Here is a 16,952-nt window from a genome sequence, read left to right as displayed (position 1 = left end):
CGTGTCGCCACCGATGCCATTCCCGAACCGGATGCGCAGCAGCTCGAAGGTCAGCCCGCCAAGGAATTGCAGAGCCTGATCCCGATCGGCAATGCGCAACGTGTCCAGAACCTGGTCTTCCCCGTCGTCATCAAGCCTGATGTCGCAAGCATCGACATCGATGGAACGCGTGTCCCCCTCTCCCCCGGCATGTCCGTCACCGTCGAGGTCAAGACCGGCAGCCATCGCATCCTCGAATATCTCTACTCGCCATTGGCCGAAATCGCGTCGGAGGCGATGCAGGAACGTTAGTTGAAAGCCTGCCCGTCACACCCCGTCACCAGCGATCCCAGAAGACCGGTTGGTGGGGGCTGACGGCGATCGATGGGAATTCCGGATGGGTCGGGTTGATCAAGATGTTGCTGTCGACGCGGGCGACGACGCTTGGGACCAGCAGGATGACGTTGCGCTTCTCCTGGCATCAGCGTTCGCCGAGGGTCTTGCTGGCAGTCGCCGGCATGTTATCCCGGCCCCGGCAAAGCGGTTCGGATAATACCTCGTAGCTGAGCCCACGCGGTATGGTGACAATGCCATAGTGCTGGTTGGGCGGCAGCCCTCCGCTGCCATGGTCGTGGAAAACTGCAGCCAGGGATGCGCTTTCGCTCCCTTCACTCTTTTCCCCGGAGATCGTTCTTTTGGAAATTCGTTCCTATCCATCCCCATTAATCCATTTAATCTATAGACATAATTAACTGGAGAGAATGGCAATGAGCATCGAAAAGTCCGGAAGCGGCTTCGGAAGACGAGACCTGTTGAAACTGTCCGCAGCGGCCGGAGTCGCCGGTGCCTTGCTGGTGGGGCAGAAGCCGGTTTTTGCGGCCGGCGAAGAACTGTCGCTGAAAGGCAAGCGCATCGCCATCAGCGCCACCGGCACCGATCACTTCTTCGACCTCCAGGCCTATAACGCCCAGATCGAAGAGGTGAAGCGCCTCGGCGGCGAGCCGATCGCCGTCGATGCCGGACGCAATGACGGCAAGCTGGTTTCGCAATTGCAGACGCTGATTGCCCAGAAGCCGGATGCGATCGTTCAGATCCTCGGCACGCTCAGCGTTATCGATCCCTGGCTGAAGAAGGCACGTGACGCCGGCATCCCCGTCCTGACCGTCGACGTCGGTTCGACCAATTCGATCAACAACACCACGTCGGACAACTGGGGCATCGGCAAGGACCTGGCGCTGCAGCTGGTCTCCGATATCGGCGGCGAAGGCAATATCGTCGTCTTCAACGGCTTTTACGGCGTCACGCCCTGCGCGATCCGCTATGACCAGTTGGTCAATGTCGTCAAATATTTTCCGAAGGCGAAAATCCTCCAGCCGGAGCTGCGCGACGTCATCCCGAACACCGTGCAGGACGCCTTCACGCAGATCACGGCAATCCTCAACAAGTATCCGGAAAAGGGTTCGATCAAGGCAATCTGGTCGGCCTGGGATATTCCGCAGCTGGGCGCAACCCAGGCTTTGGCAGCCGCCGGACGGACTGAGATCCGCACCTACGGCGTCGATGGCAGCCCGGAAGTGCTGCAGCTGGTTGCCGATCCGAATTCACCGGCCGGCGCCGACGTCGCGCAGCAGCCGGCCGAAATCGGCCGCACCGCCATCCGCAACGTCGCCAAGCTGCTCGCCGGCCAGACCCTGCCGCGCGAGACCTATGTTCCGGCTCTGCTCGCCAACAAGGCCAATGTCGGCGACGTCACCAAGAAGCTCGGCATCGGCTGACAAGGCTCCCACGCGATCCGGCCATCATCGGATCGCGCGGAATCTGCCCGGAGAGATCGACATGACGGCCATTTCCTTGAAGCCGCCGGTGACGGCGGGCGACGACATCATCCGCTTCGAAGGCATCATCAAGCACTTCGGCGGCGCGCAGGCGCTGGCCGGCGCATCGCTGCTCGTCAGGCGCGGCACCATCCACGGCCTCGTCGGCCAGAACGGCGCCGGCAAGTCGACGCTGATCAAGCTGCTGGCCGGTCTTCACCAGCCGGATGGCGGCCGGATCGAGATCGAGGGGCAGACCTTCGACAGGCTGACGCCGCATCTTGCCGAAGCGCTCGGCATCCACTTCATTCATCAGGATCGGCTGCTGGTCCCCACCTTCACCGTCGGCGAAGCCCTGTTTCTCGGCCGGGAACCGCGCATCGCGGGCACGCCTTTCCTCGACCGGCGCCTGATGCAGCGCCGCGCGACCGATATTCTCAACGACTATTTCGGCATCCGGTTGCCGAACGCGGCTCTGATCAGCGAGCTGTCGACCGCCGAAAAGCAGATCGTGCAAATTACCCGCGCCCTCCTCAATCAGCCGAAATTGCTGGTCTTCGACGAGCCGACGGCCGCATTGGTGCGCCGCGAAGCCGATATCCTCTTCCGGCTGATCCGGCGTCTGCGCGACGAAGGCGTTACCATCATCTATATCTCTCACTATCTGAACGAAATCGAAGAACTCTGCGACCACGTCACCGTGCTGCGCAACGGACAGGACGTTGCCTCCGTGCCGATCGGCGAGACTTCGGCCACAGCGATTGCCCGGCTGATGGTCGAGCGCGACATCAAGGAGATGTTTCCGAAGCCTCAGGTGACACCTGGCGCCGAGATCCTCAAGGTCGAGCAACTATCGGCGCCGGGAAAATATAGCGATGTCAGCTTCACGCTTCGCCGCGGCGAGGTGCTCGGCCTCACCGGCCTGCTCGGCTCCGGCGCCAAGGAACTGGTCCGCACTCTCTTCGGGCTCGAGACCCCGGCTTCCGGTCGTATCGAGATCAGCGGCAAGAGCGCCCGTTTCACCAATCCGACGCAGGCGGCCGGCCTCGAAATCGCCCTGGTGCCGGAAGATCGGCGCCGCCATGGCGTCGCGCTCGACCTCAGCGTTAAGGAAAATATCAGCCTGTCGAGCCTTGGCCGCTTCACGCGTTTCGGTTTTCTCGATCGCAAACGCGAACAGCGCGAGGTCGATGCTCTGATCACGCGGCTGCAGGTGAAAACCTATGGGCGCGATGCCTTGCTGCGAACCCTTTCGGGCGGCAACCAGCAGAAGATCGCCATCGCCAAATGGCTGAGCCGTCACTCCGAAGTCTATCTCCTCGACGAACCGACGGTCGGCGTCGATATCGGCTCCAAGGTCGAGATCTACACGCTGATCGGCGAGCTTGCGGCGCGCGGCGCCGGCGTCATCATGCTGTCTTCCGATCTGCCCGAACTCGTCGGCATCACCGATCGCATCCTTGTGCTCTTCCGCGGCCGCGTGGTGCGGGAATTCATCTCGTCGGAGACCACGGCGGATGCCGTGCTGGCACAATCGACCGGATCATCCGAGGGACATCGCCATGTCGGCTGAAGTGGAATTCGCGCCTTCCCATTTTTCCGCAGCGGAAACCGCTCCCCGGCCGGCCGGCGCCGGTGGGGCCGCTATATTGCGCTTCGGATCATTGATCGCATTTGCCTCCATCCTGATCGTCTTTTCGCTGACCGCTCCCTATTTTCTCAGCATCGGCAATATCGGCAATGTGCTTGGCCAGTCGGCGATCTCAGGCGTGCTTGCCATCGGACTGACAATCGTGCTGATCGCCGGCGGTTCCAATGTCGTCACCGGCGGCATCGACCTGTCTCTGGCGGCCAATATGGGCCTCAGCGCCGCCGTCTATGCGAGCCTGAGCCAACTCGGCTACGGCGACACGACTGCGATTGCGGCAGCGATCTCGACCGGCGCGCTGATCGGCACGGTCAATGCCATCGCCGTCGTCTATGCCGGCATCGTACCGCTGCTCGCCACGCTTGCCGTGATGAACGTCGTCGCCGGCCTGGAACTGGTGCTGACCGGCAATACCGTCCTGCCGGCTTCGACGCCTTTCCTGTCGGCGCTTTCGGCCTCGGACGCCTTCGGCATCCCTGTTCTTGCCTATGTGCTGCTCGGCTTCACGGCAATCACCACGGCGATCGTGCAATATACCCCGCTCGGCCTGCGGCTCTACGCCGTCGGCGAGTTTCCAGATGCGGCGCGCGCCGCCGGCCTGCCGCTCCGCCGCCTGCTCGCCGGCACCTTCGTCGCCAGCGGCGTCTCCGGCGGCATCGCCGGCATCTTGTCGGTTTCCTATCTGAGCGGCAGTACGACCGGTTCCGGCGAGATGCTGTTGCCCGTCGTCGTGACGGCTTTGCTCGGCTCGGTCTTTTCGCGCCGGCTGGTTCCGACGGTTACCGGGACGCTGCTCTCAACCCTGCTGGTCGGCTTTCTCACCAACGGTTTCCAACTGCTGAATATTTCGAGCACACTGGTGAGCGGCGTCCAGGGCGTGCTCATCCTCATCGTCGTTTCCGCCACCACGCTACTGCGCCGGCAGGAGGCCTGATCATGTCGCTGCAAACCTCCCCTTCCCCCGCCACCGACTTGCCGCGCCTCATCGCCGGCGGCCTGGTGCGCTATGGGCTGATCCTCGCCCTGATTACGGTATTCGCTGCCTTTTCCCTGATAACGCCGACATTCCTGACGCTTGCCAACCTGCAGAGCATCCTGGTCAACAATTTCACGCTGCTGGCTATCGTCTCGATCGCCATGACCTTCGCCGTGGCGTCGGGCGGTATCGATCTGTCCGTCGGAACGGCGATGGATTTCGCCAGCTTTGCCTTCGTCTCGCTCGTTCTTGCCGGACAGCCGGTGGCAATCGCCGCATTTGCCGGACTGGCGGCCGGGGCACTTGTCGGCGCCTTCAACGCGCTGCTGATCTCGGGGATCGGCGTGTCGCCGTTCCTGGCGACGCTCGGCACGCTGTTCATCGGCCGCAGCGTTCAGCAACTGCTGACCAATGGCGGCAATCCGGTCTATCTGCCGCCGAACGGCGTGCCGGAAGCCTTCCGTTTCATCGGCCACGGCACGATCGCCGGCTTTCCTGTGCCGCTAGCAATTGCCATCGTCGTCATCGCGGCCACTGCCGTTGTCTTTGCCCGCACGCGTTTCGGCCGCGTCATCCTGTCGATCGGCATCCAGCCTGGTGTCGTGCGCTATTCCGGCATCGCCGCGCCAGCCCATGTCGCGGTGACTTTCATCCTGGTCGGGTCGATCGCGGCAATCGCCGGCCTGATCCTGACCGCCACGGTCACCACCTACATCCCCTCCTCAGGCAATGCCTTCCTGCTGAACGCCATCGGCGCGACCTTCATCGGCACGACGCTCAGCCCGCTCGGGCGGTCGAATGTCGGCGGCACTGTTCTCGGCGCACTGCTGCTGAGCATCGTCGCCAACGGGCTGCTGTTGACCGATCTGAACTTCTATTGGCAGCAGGTCGGCACGGGAACACTGATCTTCGCCGTGCTGGCGCTGAGCTTCATCAACAGGAAGGCCGCCGGGGGTGCATAAAGGGACACCGTATCCGGACGGATCAACCCACTGAGGTGTCCGAAATCATCCGCGAGACGGCATTCTTCCAGCCGATGATCTTGGCCTGCCGCTCGGTCTCCTCCATCGACGGGCTGAAGCGGCGGTCGCAGGCCCAGGCCCGCGCAAACTCCCTCTTGCCGGGCCAGATGCCGGCTTTGGAGCCGGCAAGCCAGGCGGCCCCCAGCGCAGTCGTCTCACGGATCGCCGAACGGTCGACGGGATTTCCCGTCATGTCGGCCAGGCACTGCATCGTCCAGTCCGATGCCGCCATGCCGCCATCGACGCGCAGCACGGTTTCCAGCTGGTTGACGCCCCAGTCCTTCTTCATCGCCACCAGCAGATCGAGCGTCTGATAGGCGACGGATTCGAGCACCGCGCGGGCGAATTCCGCCGGCCCGCTGTTGCGCGTCAGGCCGAAGATCGCGCCGCGCGCGGCCGGATCCCAATAGGGCGCGCCGAGGCCGGTGAAGGCGGGAACGATATAGACCTGCTGTCCGGGATCGGCCTTGGCCGCGAGCACGCCCGCCTCCGATGCCTGATCGATGATGCCGAGACCGTCGCGCAGCCATTGCACGGCCGCGCCGGCGATGAAGATCGAGCCTTCGAGCGCATAGGTCGTCTCGCCATCGAGGCGGCAAGCGACGGTCGTCAGCATCCGGTTGGAGGAGGACACACGGTCCCTGCCGGTGTTCAACAAAGCAAAGCAGCCGGTGCCGTAGGTTGACTTCATCATGCCGGGTTCGAAGCAGGCATTGCCCATGGCGGCCGCCTGCTGATCGCCGGCGACCCCGAGGATCGGAAGCTCGGTACCGAACAGCGCCTTGTCGGCGCGGCCGAAATCATCGGCGCATTCCCTCACTTCGGGCAGTAGGGCGGCCGGGATGCCGAGAATGCCGAGAAGCTCTTCGTCCCACGCGCCGTCATCGATATTATAGAGCAGCGTTCGCGAGGCATTGGTCGCATCGGTGGCGTGCACACGGCCGCCCGTCAGCTTGTAGATCAGCCAGCTGTCGATCGTGCCGAAGCAGACCTCGCCCGCCTCGGCCTTCTCCCGCAGCCCGGCGACATTGTCGAGCAACCAGCGCAGCTTGGTTCCGGAGAAATAGGGATCGAGCAGCAGGCCGGTCTTGGCGCTAAACAGTTTCTCGTATCCGTCGGCCTTCAGGCTTTCGCACATTTCGGCCGTGCGCCTGTCCTGCCAGACGATCGCCCGGTGAAGCGGTGTGCCGGACCTGCGGTCCCAGACGACCGCCGTCTCACGCTGGTTGGTGATGCCGATCGCGATGATGTCGGCGGCACCAAGACCGGCATCGGCGATCGCCTTGCGCGCCGTGTCGACGACGGATTGCCAGATTTCGCCGGCGTCATGCTCCACCCATCCAGGCTGCGGATAGTATTGGGTGATCTCCGCCTGCGCCGAACCGGCCATCTTCATGTCGCCATCGAAGATGATCGCGCGCGACGATGTCGTGCCCTGGTCGATCGAAAGAATATAGCCGCTCATATCCGTCTCCGGCTCGCACGAAATCGCTCCGCCCGGCAAGGAGGGCAGGATGCGGAGGTTTCATGAGAGAAAGATTGTGGGTGCCACCGGCCGCAGCCGGTGGCTAGATGTGGTGGCCGGAAGCCTCGTCGCCTCCGGCCGAGGTCCGCCTTACTTCGACTGCCAGCTCTTGACGAGTTCGTCGTAGTTGACGGTGACCGGCTTTTCCTTCTCGTTCTCGATCTTCAGCTGCGGCGCAAGGTTGCCCTTCTTCACCGCATCCGCGTTCCAATAAGCGAGATCATGCTCTTTGGCCAGTTTCGGGCCGATATCGCCCTGGACGCCCGACTTTTCGATGCGGCCCATGACCTTCTCCTGCTCGCCGCAAAGAGAATCCATGGCTTCCTGCGGCGTCTTGGCGCCGGCAGCGGCGTCACCGATAGCCTGCCACCAAAGCTGAGCCAGCTTCGGATAGTCGGGAACGTTGGTGCCGGTCGGCGACCACTGAACGCGGGCCGGCGAACGATAGAACTCGATCAGACCGCCGAGCTTTGGAGCGCGCTCCGTAAAGCTCTTGTCGCGAATGGTGGATTCGCGGATGAAGGTGAGACCGAGCTGGCTCTTCTTCACGTCGACCGTCTTCGAGGTCACGAACTGTGCATAGAGCCAGGCGGCTTTCGCACGGTCCGTCGGGGTCGACTTCATCAGCGTCCAGGAACCGACGTCCTGATAACCGAGCTTCATGCCGTCTTTCCAGTAAACGCCATGCGGGCTCGGCGCCATGCGCCATTTCGGCGTGCCGTCCTCGTTCATAACAGGCAGGCCGGGCTTGACCATGTCTGCGGTAAACGCCGTGTACCAGAAGATCTGCTGCGCGACGTTACCCTGGGCCGGAACCGGACCGGATTCCGAGAAGGTCATGCCCTGAGCTTCCGGCGGTGCGTAAGCCTTCAACCAATCGAGGTACTTCTGGATCGAATAGACCGATGCCGGGCCGTTGGTATCGCCGCCGCGCGCGACGCACGAACCGACCGGACGCGACTTCTCGTCGACCTTGATGCCCCATTCGTCGACCGGAAGACCGTTCGGCAGGCCCTTGTCGCCGTTGCCGGCCATCGACAGCCAGGCGTCGGTGAAGCGCCAGCCGAGCGACGGGTCCTTCTTGCCGTAGTCCATATGGCCGAAGACCTTCTTGCCGTTGACATCACGGCCGGTGAAGAATTCGGCAATGTCCTCATAGGCCGACCAGTTGACCGGAACGCCGAGATCGTAGCCGTATTTCGCCTTGAAATCGGCCTTGTTCTTCTCGTCGTTGAACCAGTCGTAGCGGAACCAATAGAGGTTGGCGAACTGCTGGTCGGGAAGCTGGTAGAGCTTCTTGTCCGGCGCCGTCGTGAACTTGGTGCCGATGAAGTCATCGATATCGAGGCCGGGGTTGGTAACGTCCTTGCCTTCGCCGGCCATCCAGTCGGTCAGGTTGCGCACCTGCTGATAGCGCCAATGCGTACCGATCAAGTCAGAGTCGTTGACCCAGCCGTCATAGAGGTTCTGCCCGGTCTGCATCTGTGTCTGGATCTTCTCGACAACGTCACCTTCCTGGATGACGTCGTGTGTGACCTTGATGCCGGTGATCGCAGTGAAGGCCGGAGCCAGAACCTCGGACTCATACTTGTGAGTGGTCAAGGTTTCCGAAACAACCTTGATCTCCATACCGTTGAAAGGCTTTGCAGCATCAACGAACCACTGCATTTCCTTTTCCTGGTCGGCGCGAGAGAGCGTCGACATGTCGCCGATCTCTTTATCCAGGAAAGTCTTTGCCTCGTCCATGCCGGCATAGGCCGACCCGGTCATGGCCAGCAGTACCGCTGCTGTCGTCGTCAATAAATGCCTTCGCATAATATCCTCCCAGGGTTTGCGATTGCGGTCTTCACGTCTCAGGCGGCCAGAAACCCCCGGCCATCTGCATCAGTTTGCCTCACACGTAACGGAATACGCCGACGGCGTAGACAACGGAGAGGGCGAGAGCCCACCAGAGGCTTGATCCCGCGAGACCAAGCCAGGCAAGATGGATAAAGGCGCTGCCGAGCAGCGAAAGGAAAAGCCGGTCACCGCGCGTCGTCTCGAAGCGCAGGATTCCAATCCGCGGGTTACCGCCCGGCGCGGCATACTCCCAGACCCCCATGCCGATCAGCAGCAGCACGATGACGATGAAGAATGCGGCCGTCGGCCAGGTCCATGCCATCCATGAAAAATCGGGAAGCGAAAAGCTCATCAAACCCTCCCCAGGGCGAAGCCCTTGGCGATGTAATTGCGCACAAACCAGATCACCAGCGCCCCCGGAATCAGGGTCAGAACACCCGCGGCGGCGAGCAATCCCCAATCCATGCCGGATGCAGAGACGGTGCGGGTCATGGTGGCAGCGATCGGCTTCGCGTCGGTCGTCGTCAGCGTTCGCGCGATCAGCAACTCGACCCAGGAGAACATGAAGCAGAAGAAGCAGGCGACACCTATGCCGCTCGCAATCAGCGGCGTGAAGATCTTCAGGAAGAACCGCGGGAACGAGTAGCCGTCGATATAGGCCGTTTCGTCGATTTCCTTCGGCACGCCCGACATAAAGCCTTCAAGGATCCAGACCGCCAGCGGCACGTTGAAGAGGCAATGCGCCAATGCCACGGCGATGTGCGTATCGATCAGTCCGAAGGCCGAGTAGAGCTGGAAGAACGGCAGGGCAAAAACTGCCGGCGGCGCCATCCGATTCGTCAGCAGCCAGAAGAAAAGATGCTTGTCGCCCAGGAACCGATAACGGGAGAAGGCATAGGCGGCCGGCAGTGCGACTGCCACCGAGATCACCATGTTGATCACGACATAGGTGATCGAATTGATGTAGCCGGAATACCACGCCTTCTCCGTGAAGATCGTCACGTAATTGGCGATCGTCGGGTTATGAGGGTAAAGCGTCAGAGAATTGACGATTTCCGCGTTGGTCTTGAAGCTCATGTTGACGAGCCAATAGATCGGCAGCAGCAGCACGATGATATAGATCGTCGGAACCAGCCACCACCAGCGCGATTCCTCGCCGCGCCGGCGCATAAGACGGCTGACTTCGTCGGAGGAGAGACCGCTTGCGACACTGGTAGCGCCTGAGATCTTTCGGCTCGCTGTCGTTTCGTTGGAGACGCTCATTTCAATTCTCCGCGTCGTGGCTTGTCATGACGGTGTAGAACACCCACGAAAGCAGCAGGATGATGAGGAAATAGATCAGCGACATGGCGGCGGCCGGACCGAGGTCAAACTGTCCGAGCGCGGTCTTGACCAGATCGATCGACAGGAAGGTGGTCGAGTTGCCCGGACCGCCACCCGTGACGACGAACGGCTCGGTGTAGATCATGAAACTATCCATGAAACGCAGCAGCACGGCGATCAGAAGAACGCGCTTCATCTTTGGCAGCTGGATATAGCGGAACACGGCCCAACGGGATGCGCCGTCGATCTTGGCTGCCTGATAGAAGGCGTCCGGAATGGAAACGAGGCCGGCATAGCAGAGCAAGACGACCAGGCTCGTCCAGTGCCAGACATCCATGATGATGATCGTCACCCAGGCGTCGAGCGGATCCTGCACATAGTTGTAATCGATGCCGATGGCATTGAGATAATAGCCGAACAAACCAATGTCGTTGCGGCCGAACACCTGCCAGATCGTGCCGACGACGTTCCACGGGACGAGCAGCGGCAGCGCCATCAGAACCAGGCACACCGGCACGCCGATGCCTGATTTCGGCATGTTGAGCGCAATGAAGATACCGAGCGGGATCTCAAGAGCGAGAATGATCAACGAAAAAATCAGGTTTCGCTGCAGGGCGGCCCAGAAACGGTCGGAATGCAGGATTTGGGTAAACCAGTCCGTTCCGTTCCAGAAGAACTGATTGTTTCCGAAAGTGTCCTGAACGGAATAGTTCACAACCGTCATCAAGGGAATGACGGCCGAGAATGCCACCAGCACGAGGACCGGCAGGACCAGAAACCACGCTTTGTTGTTCCAGGTTTTTTCCATGATCAAGCCTCCGGTCCGGCGCGCCAAGAGTCGGCATAGATGCTGATACCCGATGGCTCGAAGGTCACCCGGGGATCAGCCGGAATGTCCCCGTCCTCAGGGACGACGATCGCGATCGGCTGGCCGGCAAATTGCGCGCGGACGATCTTCTGCCGGCCGATATCTTCCACCTTGCTGACCGTCACAGGCATGCCCTCGCGGCCGACCCGGATAAATTCGGGCCGGATACCAAGCTCTACCTTGGCCGTGGCGGAAGTCTTGGGCGCATAGTCGAGCGTCAGCGTGTGCTCGCCGACCCGAACCGTGCGGCCTTCAACCTTGGCCGGCATGAAGTTCATGCCCGGAGAGCCGATGAAGTAGCCGACAAAAGTATGGCTCGGACGCTCGAAGAGTTCGGCCGGCGTGCCGATCTGCACGATCTCGCCATCGTACATCACCACGACTTTGTCGGCGAAGGTCAGCGCCTCCGTCTGGTCATGCGTGACATAGACCATCGTAAAACCGAACTGCTTATGCAGCCGCTTCAGCTGCGACCGCAGCACCCATTTCATATGCGGATCGATAACAGTGAGCGGCTCGTCGAAGAGAATCGCGTTCACATCCGAGCGCACGAGGCCGCGGCCGAGCGAAATCTTCTGCTTTTGGTCCGCCGTCAACCCGCGGGCGCGACGCTTGGACCAGTCTGCAAGGTCGATCATCTCCAATATTTCGCGGACACGACGATCAACATCGGGCTCCGCGACGCCGCGGTTGCGCAACGGGAAAGCCAGATTGTCATAGACGGTCATCGTGTCGTAGATGACCGGAAACTGGAAGACCTGCGCAATATTTCGCTGCTGTGTCGGCAGGTTCGTCACATCCTGCCCGTCGAAAAGAATTCGCCCTTCGGACGGCTGAATAAGGCCCGAAATGATATTGAGCAGCGAGGTCTTTCCGCAGCCTGAAGGTCCGAGCAGCGCATAGGCGCCGCCATCGTTCCACTCGTGGTGCACTTCCTTGAGAGCGTAGTCTTTCTCGCTCTTCGGGTTCGGCCCATAGGCATGGCGAATATGATCGAGGGTGATGCGTGCCATGATCTTCTCCTAGCCCCTCTGCCCGGCGGTAATCGCCCGGCCGTCCGCGCCGAACGCCATCAGGTGGCGCGTATCGATGAAAACGGAGAGGTCCGTGTCCGGCTCGATATTGTGGATGCCGTGCGCGAGCATCACCCAGCGGGTGTCGGCAAATTGCAGATGCACGAAACTTTCCGACCCGGTGATCTCCGAAATCTGCGTCCGTGCCGTCAGCCGGGCCGAATCAGCCGTCTGGGCAGTTGGTGCAAGGTGATGCGGGTGAAACGCGATCGTTGCCGGCCCGTCCGGTACGTTCTGAAGATGCGGCGGCACGGCAAAAATAACAGCGCCATCGCGCAGGAAATTGCCTGCCGATTTGACCAGATCGATAAAATTCAGCGGCGGATCGGCAAAGGTTTTCGCCGTCGTCAGATCGAGCGGATTGCGATAAACCTCGATCGTCGGGCCGAACTGCGTGACGCGGCCTTCGTTGAGCGCTGCCGTATTGCCACCCAGCAACAAGGCTTCGGAGGGTTCCGTCGTAGCATAGACGAAGATCGCGCCGGACTGAGCGAAGATGCGCGGCAATTCCTGCCGCAGCTCCTCGCGCAGCTTGTAATCGAGATTGGCGAGCGGCTCGTCCATCAGCACCAGACTGGCATTCTTGACGAGGGCGCGGGCAAGTGCCGTACGCTGCTGCTGGCCGCCGGACAGATTGAGCGGCGTGCGGTCGAGATAGGGCGTAAGCTTCAGAAGCTCGGCAGCCTTGCGCACCTCGCGGTCGATCGTCGCGGCATCCTTGCCCGAGATACGCATCGGCGAGGCGATGTTCTCGTAGACGGTCAGCGCCGGATAGTTGATGAACTGCTGGTAGACCATGGCGACGTTGCGCTTCTGCACCGGCATGCCGGTGACATCGACGCCGTTGAAATGAACGGAGCCGCCTGTGGGACGGTCGAGCCCGGCCATCAGCCTCATCAGCGACGTCTTGCCAGACAGCGTCGGCCCGAGCAGGACGTTCAGCGAGCCGCGCTCGAGGACCAGATCGGTCGGATAGATATGATAGTCCGCCCCCACCATCTTGGCGGCGTTTCGCAGTTCCAGCATTCCGATTCCCCTGCCTCCACGCAGCCGGGACCACACGCCGCCTCTATCCGGCCATCGCCGGTCTGGCAGCCATGTACTCCTCCAGTGACTGAGCCTGCTCCTTGGAAAGGCGCAGACCATCCTTTGTTCTCCTCCACAGCACGTCTTCGCCGTGCCGGGCCCATTCATGTTCGACGAGATATTTGACTTCTGCCTCGTAAAGATCGCCGCCGAACAGCCGTCCGAGATCGTCGATCCCGCGGGCGTCGCCGAGCAGCACCCCGGCCTTCGTGCCATAGCGGCGCACCAGCCTGCGGGCATGCGGATCTGCAAGGAACGGATAACGCCGCTTCAGCTTGGCGACCTCGGCCTCATAACCCTTGACCGGAAAATCGCCGCCCGGCAGATGGCTCTTTGCCGTCCACGGCGCGCCCTTGACGCCGATCGCAGCGCCGATCTTTTCCAGCGCATGTTCGGAAAGCCGGCGATAGGTGGTGAGCTTGCCGCCGAAGACGTTGAGCAGCGGTGCCGCCTCACCTTCGCCTTCCAGTTTCAGCACGTAATCGCGCGTTGCCTCCTGCGCCTTCGAGGCGCCGTCGTCAAAAAGCGGCCGGACCGCCGAATAGGTCCAGACGATATCCTCGGGCCTCACCGGCTCCTTGAAATATTCAGACGCCGCATTGCAGAGATAGACGGTCTCCTCCTCGGAGATCCGGACATCCTTGGGATCGGCCGTATAATCGCGGTCGGTGGTGCCGATCAGGGTGAAATCCCCCTCATAGGGGATGGCGAAGATGATGCGGTTGTCGGGATTTTGGAAGAAATAGGCTCTGGGATCGTCGAATTTCTTCCTGACGATGATATGGCTGCCCTGAACGAGGCGGACATGGCGAGCTTCGTTCTGACCGAAAGCAGCGCGGATGACGTGGTCGACCCAGGGGCCGGCAGCATTGATCAGCATGCGGGCCTGATGGCTGTCATTGCGGCCGGTGACCGTATCGGTCGTCTCGATATGCCACAGGCCATTCTCACGCCTTGCCGACACCACTTTGGTGCGCGGCATGATGGACGCTCCCTTGTCGGCGGCGTCGCGGGCATTCAGTACCACCATGCGGGCGTCGTCGACCCAGCCATCGGAATATTCGAAGGCCTTGGCAAACAACGCCTTCAGCGGCTTGCCGGCCGGATCCCGGCGCATGTCGAGCACTGATGTCGCCGGCAGCAGCTTGCGGCCGCCGAGATGGTCGTAGAGGAAGAGGCCGAGCCGGATCAGCCAGGCCGGGCGGATACCGCCCTTGTGGTAGGGCAACACGAAACGCAGCGGCCAGATGATGTGCGGCGCCATCGCCCAGAGGATCTCGCGCTCCATCAGCGATTCACGCACCAGGCGGAACTCGTAATGCTCGAGATAACGCAGGCCGCCATGGATCAGCTTGGTGGCGCCCGACGAGGTGCCGGAGGCGAAATCGTTCATCTCCGCCAGAGCCACGGAATAACCGCGCCCAACGGCATCGCGCGCAATGCCGCAGCCGTTGATGCCGCCGCCGATGACGAATATGTCGTAGATCTCCCGGCCCAATATCCCCTCCGAGCCCGCTGCGGATTTCGCATCGCACAAAACCTGCGCAATTGCGAAAGTACCATCAGTTAAAACGAAAGCAATACGAATGTCAAACGAATGCTTCGAAGATCCACACTTGGACGACCCTGGCAATGTGCGTCGCGGCTTTGTGGCTGCTTTGCCTGTAAACAACCAAGAAAAACGCCAAGGCCTGTAGGGCGCCGCCTTACGGATCGGCAGGCACTGAACGGAATGTCAAATATTGACATCGCAACTCGAATACAGAACAATTCATTCAGCAATCTCGATCAGGAGGGCGGTTATGACCAGCAGCCTGCATGTCAGCTTGCCCGATGAAATGCGCGCCTTTGTCGATATGCGCGCCAACGGGAAGAGCCAATACACGACGCCGAGCGAATATGTGCGCGCCCTTATTCGCGAAGATATGGCTCGCGAAGAAGATCGACGCTACGCCATCCGCTCGCTGCTGCGGGCGGAAGAGGAATTCCGGCGTGAGGAGATGCTGCCGCTCTCCGCGCTGGACGCCGTCGATGCCGAGTTGGATGAAGAGCTGCGTTAGTGGCTCCTCGCGTTCTCATCCTGCCGACCGCACTCGATAACTATCGTCTGGCAGTCCGCGAAACAGCGCGGAAATGGTCTAGCGAACAGGCAAAGGCATACGGCCGCCTGCTGAGGGCGGGATTTGAAGGCATCCCTGAAGCCCATGCTCGCGTGAAGACAAGGAAAGACGAGCGTGTCGGGAAGTCACTCTTCCGGCTCCACAAGATCGAGCATCATTATGCCGTCTACATTGTCGTTGACGATGCAACCTTCGTCATTGCCGCGGTCCTGCACGAACGAATGGACATTCCCGCACAGCTGCAAACAATCGAACGATTGACCGACAGAGAGTATAAGGCGCTGATGGGACATCCCCGGCCGAAGTCCTAATGCAGGTTGCCCCGGAGTACGCAAAACGAAAGACCGGAAGTGTGGGCCAAGCGGCTCTGAAAGATGGCGACGCGCTTAGCGCGATCTACCGTTCGTTTCGATCAGTTTCACATTGTTTTCGAGGCAGAGATTGCGGATCGAGGCCACCGGACAGTGGTCGGTAATGAAGGTGTGAACCTGCGAAAGCTGGCCGATCCTGACCGGTGCGGTACGTTCGAACTTGGTGGAATCGGCAACGAGAATGACGTGTCGAGCATTGGCGATGATTGCCTGGGCGACCTTGACCTCGCGAAAGTCGTAGTCGAGCAGCGCACCGTCCATGTCGATCGCCGATGCGCCGATGACGGCATAGTCGACCTTGAACTGGCGGATGAAATCGACCGCCGCTTCGCCGACGATGCCGCCGTCCGAACCGCGCACGACGCCACCGGCGATCACCACCTCGATCGCCGGCAGCAAGCGTAACCTGTTGGCGACATTGATATTATTTGTGATAACCATCAACTCGTGATGATTGGCGAGCGCTTCGCCCACTGCCTCGGTCGTCGTTCCGATATTGATGAATAGCGAGGCTCCGCTCGGGATCAGCTCGACCGCAGCCATGCCGATCGCCTGTTTCTCGGACGCAGCGATCTGGCGGCGCGCCTCGTATTTGACGTTCTCGGTGCCGCTCGGGAATGTGGCGCCGCCATGGATGCGCGTCAGTACCTGCGCATCGCAGAGATCGTTCAAGTCCTTACGGATCGTCTGCGGCGTCACCGAAAAGCGGGAAGCGAGTTCTTCGACCAGGACCCTGCCGCTCGATTTCGCTATCGCCACGATTTCAGTTTGCCGGTCGGTCAAGAACATGAGCACGCACCTTTCGATCTGCTTTCGTTTTAAAGAAAGCGAACGCCTGCGCAATGCTTATCTGTTATCTGATCTCGCCTTCCATTTAATTTCAGACTGACCACCCGAAATTCTGGACCTGCAGCCTCTGAAAGGAGACAAGGCGGATGTCGACCGGCGAGCAGTTCGTCCCGTCAGCCTTCGCGGTAGCGCCTACGCCGATGCTTGGCGCAGGAGCGCTAAGCAAACATATTGGGACCGATCTCCTCGCTGACCTCGATGATGACATCCGCGGGGACATTGTTCCTCCGGGCCGCGGCAAGAATGGCTTCGGTACTCGGCGCCTCGTAAAGGCAGTAAGTCTTTTTTCTGTCCGCGCTGAGGAACGAAAAGATCCACTTCACTCCCTCCTGGTCGTTGATCAGGTTGATCTGCTCGACCCCCTCTTTCGATAGCTCGAGTTGTTCTGCAAAGTTTCGTTCGATGATGTAGCGTGGCATGAGGAGACCTTCTTCCCACCAAAGCAGCGAATTGTTGGTT

Annotated in this window: 16 protein-coding genes and 2 pseudogenes; 7 read left to right on the top strand and 11 right to left on the bottom strand. The window is 60.9% G+C overall.

Annotation, left to right across the window (positions count from 1 at the left end):
• Positions 1 to 291: pseudogene (locus GGD57_RS19515) on the top strand (HlyD family type I secretion periplasmic adaptor subunit); the annotation flags it as partial.
• Between the two features lie 25 nt (positions 292 to 316).
• On the opposite strand, the pseudogene GGD57_RS29275 reads toward GGD57_RS19515, so the two are convergent.
• Positions 317 to 607: pseudogene (locus GGD57_RS29275) on the bottom strand (RES family NAD+ phosphorylase); the annotation flags it as partial.
• Between the two features lie 139 nt (positions 608 to 746).
• Between GGD57_RS29275 and GGD57_RS19510 the strand changes: the two are divergent.
• From GGD57_RS19510 to GGD57_RS19495, 4 genes are all read left to right on the top strand, one after another.
• The gene (locus GGD57_RS19510; RefSeq protein ID WP_184471938.1) at positions 747 to 1,754 is read left to right on the top strand and encodes a sugar ABC transporter substrate-binding protein; all 1,008 of its coding nucleotides are present in this window, start codon (positions 747 to 749) and stop codon (positions 1,752 to 1,754) included.
• Between the two features lie 61 nt (positions 1,755 to 1,815).
• The gene (locus tag GGD57_RS19505) at positions 1,816 to 3,366 is read left to right on the top strand and encodes a sugar ABC transporter ATP-binding protein (protein ID WP_184471937.1); all 1,551 of its coding nucleotides are present in this window, start codon (positions 1,816 to 1,818) and stop codon (positions 3,364 to 3,366) included.
• The gene (locus GGD57_RS19500; protein WP_184471936.1) at positions 3,356 to 4,375 is read left to right on the top strand and encodes an ABC transporter permease; all 1,020 of its coding nucleotides are present in this window, start codon (positions 3,356 to 3,358) and stop codon (positions 4,373 to 4,375) included. The genes GGD57_RS19505 and GGD57_RS19500 overlap by 11 nt, the downstream gene beginning before the upstream one ends.
• A 2-nt stretch (positions 4,376 to 4,377) precedes the next feature.
• Entirely contained in the window at positions 4,378 to 5,379 is a 1,002-nt protein-coding gene (locus GGD57_RS19495) for an ABC transporter permease (protein WP_184471935.1), read from the top strand.
• A 22-nt stretch (positions 5,380 to 5,401) separates the two neighbouring features.
• Here the strand turns inward: GGD57_RS19495 and glpK are convergent, their stop codons facing one another.
• The 8 genes from glpK to glpD form a co-directional block, all read right to left on the bottom strand.
• Positions 5,402 to 6,904 carry a glycerol kinase GlpK gene (glpK, locus tag GGD57_RS19490; protein ID WP_184471934.1) on the bottom strand — a complete coding sequence of 501 codons (1,503 nt, stop codon included), beginning with the start codon at positions 6,902 to 6,904 and terminating at the stop codon, positions 5,402 to 5,404.
• A gap of 150 nt (positions 6,905 to 7,054) precedes the next feature.
• Positions 7,055 to 8,779 (bottom strand): ABC transporter substrate-binding protein, encoded by a 1,725-nt coding sequence (locus GGD57_RS19485; protein ID WP_184471933.1) that lies wholly within the window; start codon positions 8,777 to 8,779, stop codon positions 7,055 to 7,057.
• Positions 8,780 to 8,858: 79 nt separating this feature from the next.
• The gene (locus GGD57_RS19480; RefSeq protein ID WP_008536409.1) at positions 8,859 to 9,155 is read right to left on the bottom strand and encodes a DUF2160 domain-containing protein; all 297 of its coding nucleotides are present in this window, start codon (positions 9,153 to 9,155) and stop codon (positions 8,859 to 8,861) included.
• Positions 9,155 to 10,066, bottom strand: a complete 912-nt coding sequence (locus GGD57_RS19475) for a carbohydrate ABC transporter permease (RefSeq protein WP_097614632.1) — start codon at positions 10,064 to 10,066, stop codon at positions 9,155 to 9,157. The genes GGD57_RS19480 and GGD57_RS19475 overlap by 1 nt, the downstream gene beginning before the upstream one ends.
• Before the next feature lies 1 nt (position 10,067).
• Positions 10,068 to 10,934 carry a carbohydrate ABC transporter permease gene (locus tag GGD57_RS19470; RefSeq protein ID WP_008536407.1) on the bottom strand — a complete coding sequence of 289 codons (867 nt, stop codon included), beginning with the start codon at positions 10,932 to 10,934 and terminating at the stop codon, positions 10,068 to 10,070.
• Between the two features lie 2 nt (positions 10,935 to 10,936).
• Positions 10,937 to 12,007: an ABC transporter ATP-binding protein gene (locus GGD57_RS19465; RefSeq protein ID WP_184471932.1), complete on the bottom strand. Its 1,071-nt coding sequence runs from the start codon at positions 12,005 to 12,007 to the stop codon at positions 10,937 to 10,939.
• Between the two features lie 9 nt (positions 12,008 to 12,016).
• Positions 12,017 to 13,093 (bottom strand): ABC transporter ATP-binding protein, encoded by a 1,077-nt coding sequence (locus GGD57_RS19460; RefSeq protein ID WP_184471931.1) that lies wholly within the window; start codon positions 13,091 to 13,093, stop codon positions 12,017 to 12,019.
• Between the two features lie 43 nt (positions 13,094 to 13,136).
• Entirely contained in the window at positions 13,137 to 14,651 is a 1,515-nt protein-coding gene (gene glpD / locus GGD57_RS19455) for a glycerol-3-phosphate dehydrogenase (RefSeq protein WP_184471930.1), read from the bottom strand.
• A gap of 304 nt (positions 14,652 to 14,955) precedes the next feature.
• Between glpD and GGD57_RS19450 the strand changes: the two genes are divergently transcribed.
• Both GGD57_RS19450 and GGD57_RS19445 read left to right on the top strand, forming a co-directional pair.
• A complete protein-coding gene (locus GGD57_RS19450; RefSeq protein ID WP_184471929.1) occupies positions 14,956 to 15,213 on the top strand; it encodes a ribbon-helix-helix domain-containing protein in 258 nt (85 codons plus the stop codon).
• Positions 15,213 to 15,584, top strand: a complete 372-nt coding sequence (locus GGD57_RS19445; protein WP_184471928.1) for a type II toxin-antitoxin system RelE/ParE family toxin — start codon at positions 15,213 to 15,215, stop codon at positions 15,582 to 15,584. Before GGD57_RS19450 ends, GGD57_RS19445 begins: the two co-directional genes overlap by 1 nt.
• Positions 15,585 to 15,659: 75 nt before the next feature.
• Here the strand turns inward: GGD57_RS19445 and GGD57_RS19440 are convergent, their stop codons facing one another.
• Together GGD57_RS19440 and GGD57_RS19435 are read right to left on the bottom strand one after the other, a co-directional pair.
• The gene (locus GGD57_RS19440) at positions 15,660 to 16,433 is read right to left on the bottom strand and encodes a DeoR/GlpR family DNA-binding transcription regulator (protein ID WP_184471927.1); all 774 of its coding nucleotides are present in this window, start codon (positions 16,431 to 16,433) and stop codon (positions 15,660 to 15,662) included.
• A 218-nt stretch (positions 16,434 to 16,651) separates the two neighbouring features.
• A complete protein-coding gene (locus GGD57_RS19435) occupies positions 16,652 to 16,912 on the bottom strand; it encodes a DUF4242 domain-containing protein (RefSeq protein WP_184471926.1) in 261 nt (86 codons plus the stop codon).
• Positions 16,913 to 16,952: the final 40 nt, after the last annotated feature.

This window comes from Rhizobium esperanzae (assembly GCF_014197615.1).
Taxonomy (GTDB): domain Bacteria; phylum Pseudomonadota; class Alphaproteobacteria; order Rhizobiales; family Rhizobiaceae; genus Rhizobium; species Rhizobium esperanzae_A.
This window is presented reverse-complemented; position numbering and strand designations above follow the sequence as displayed.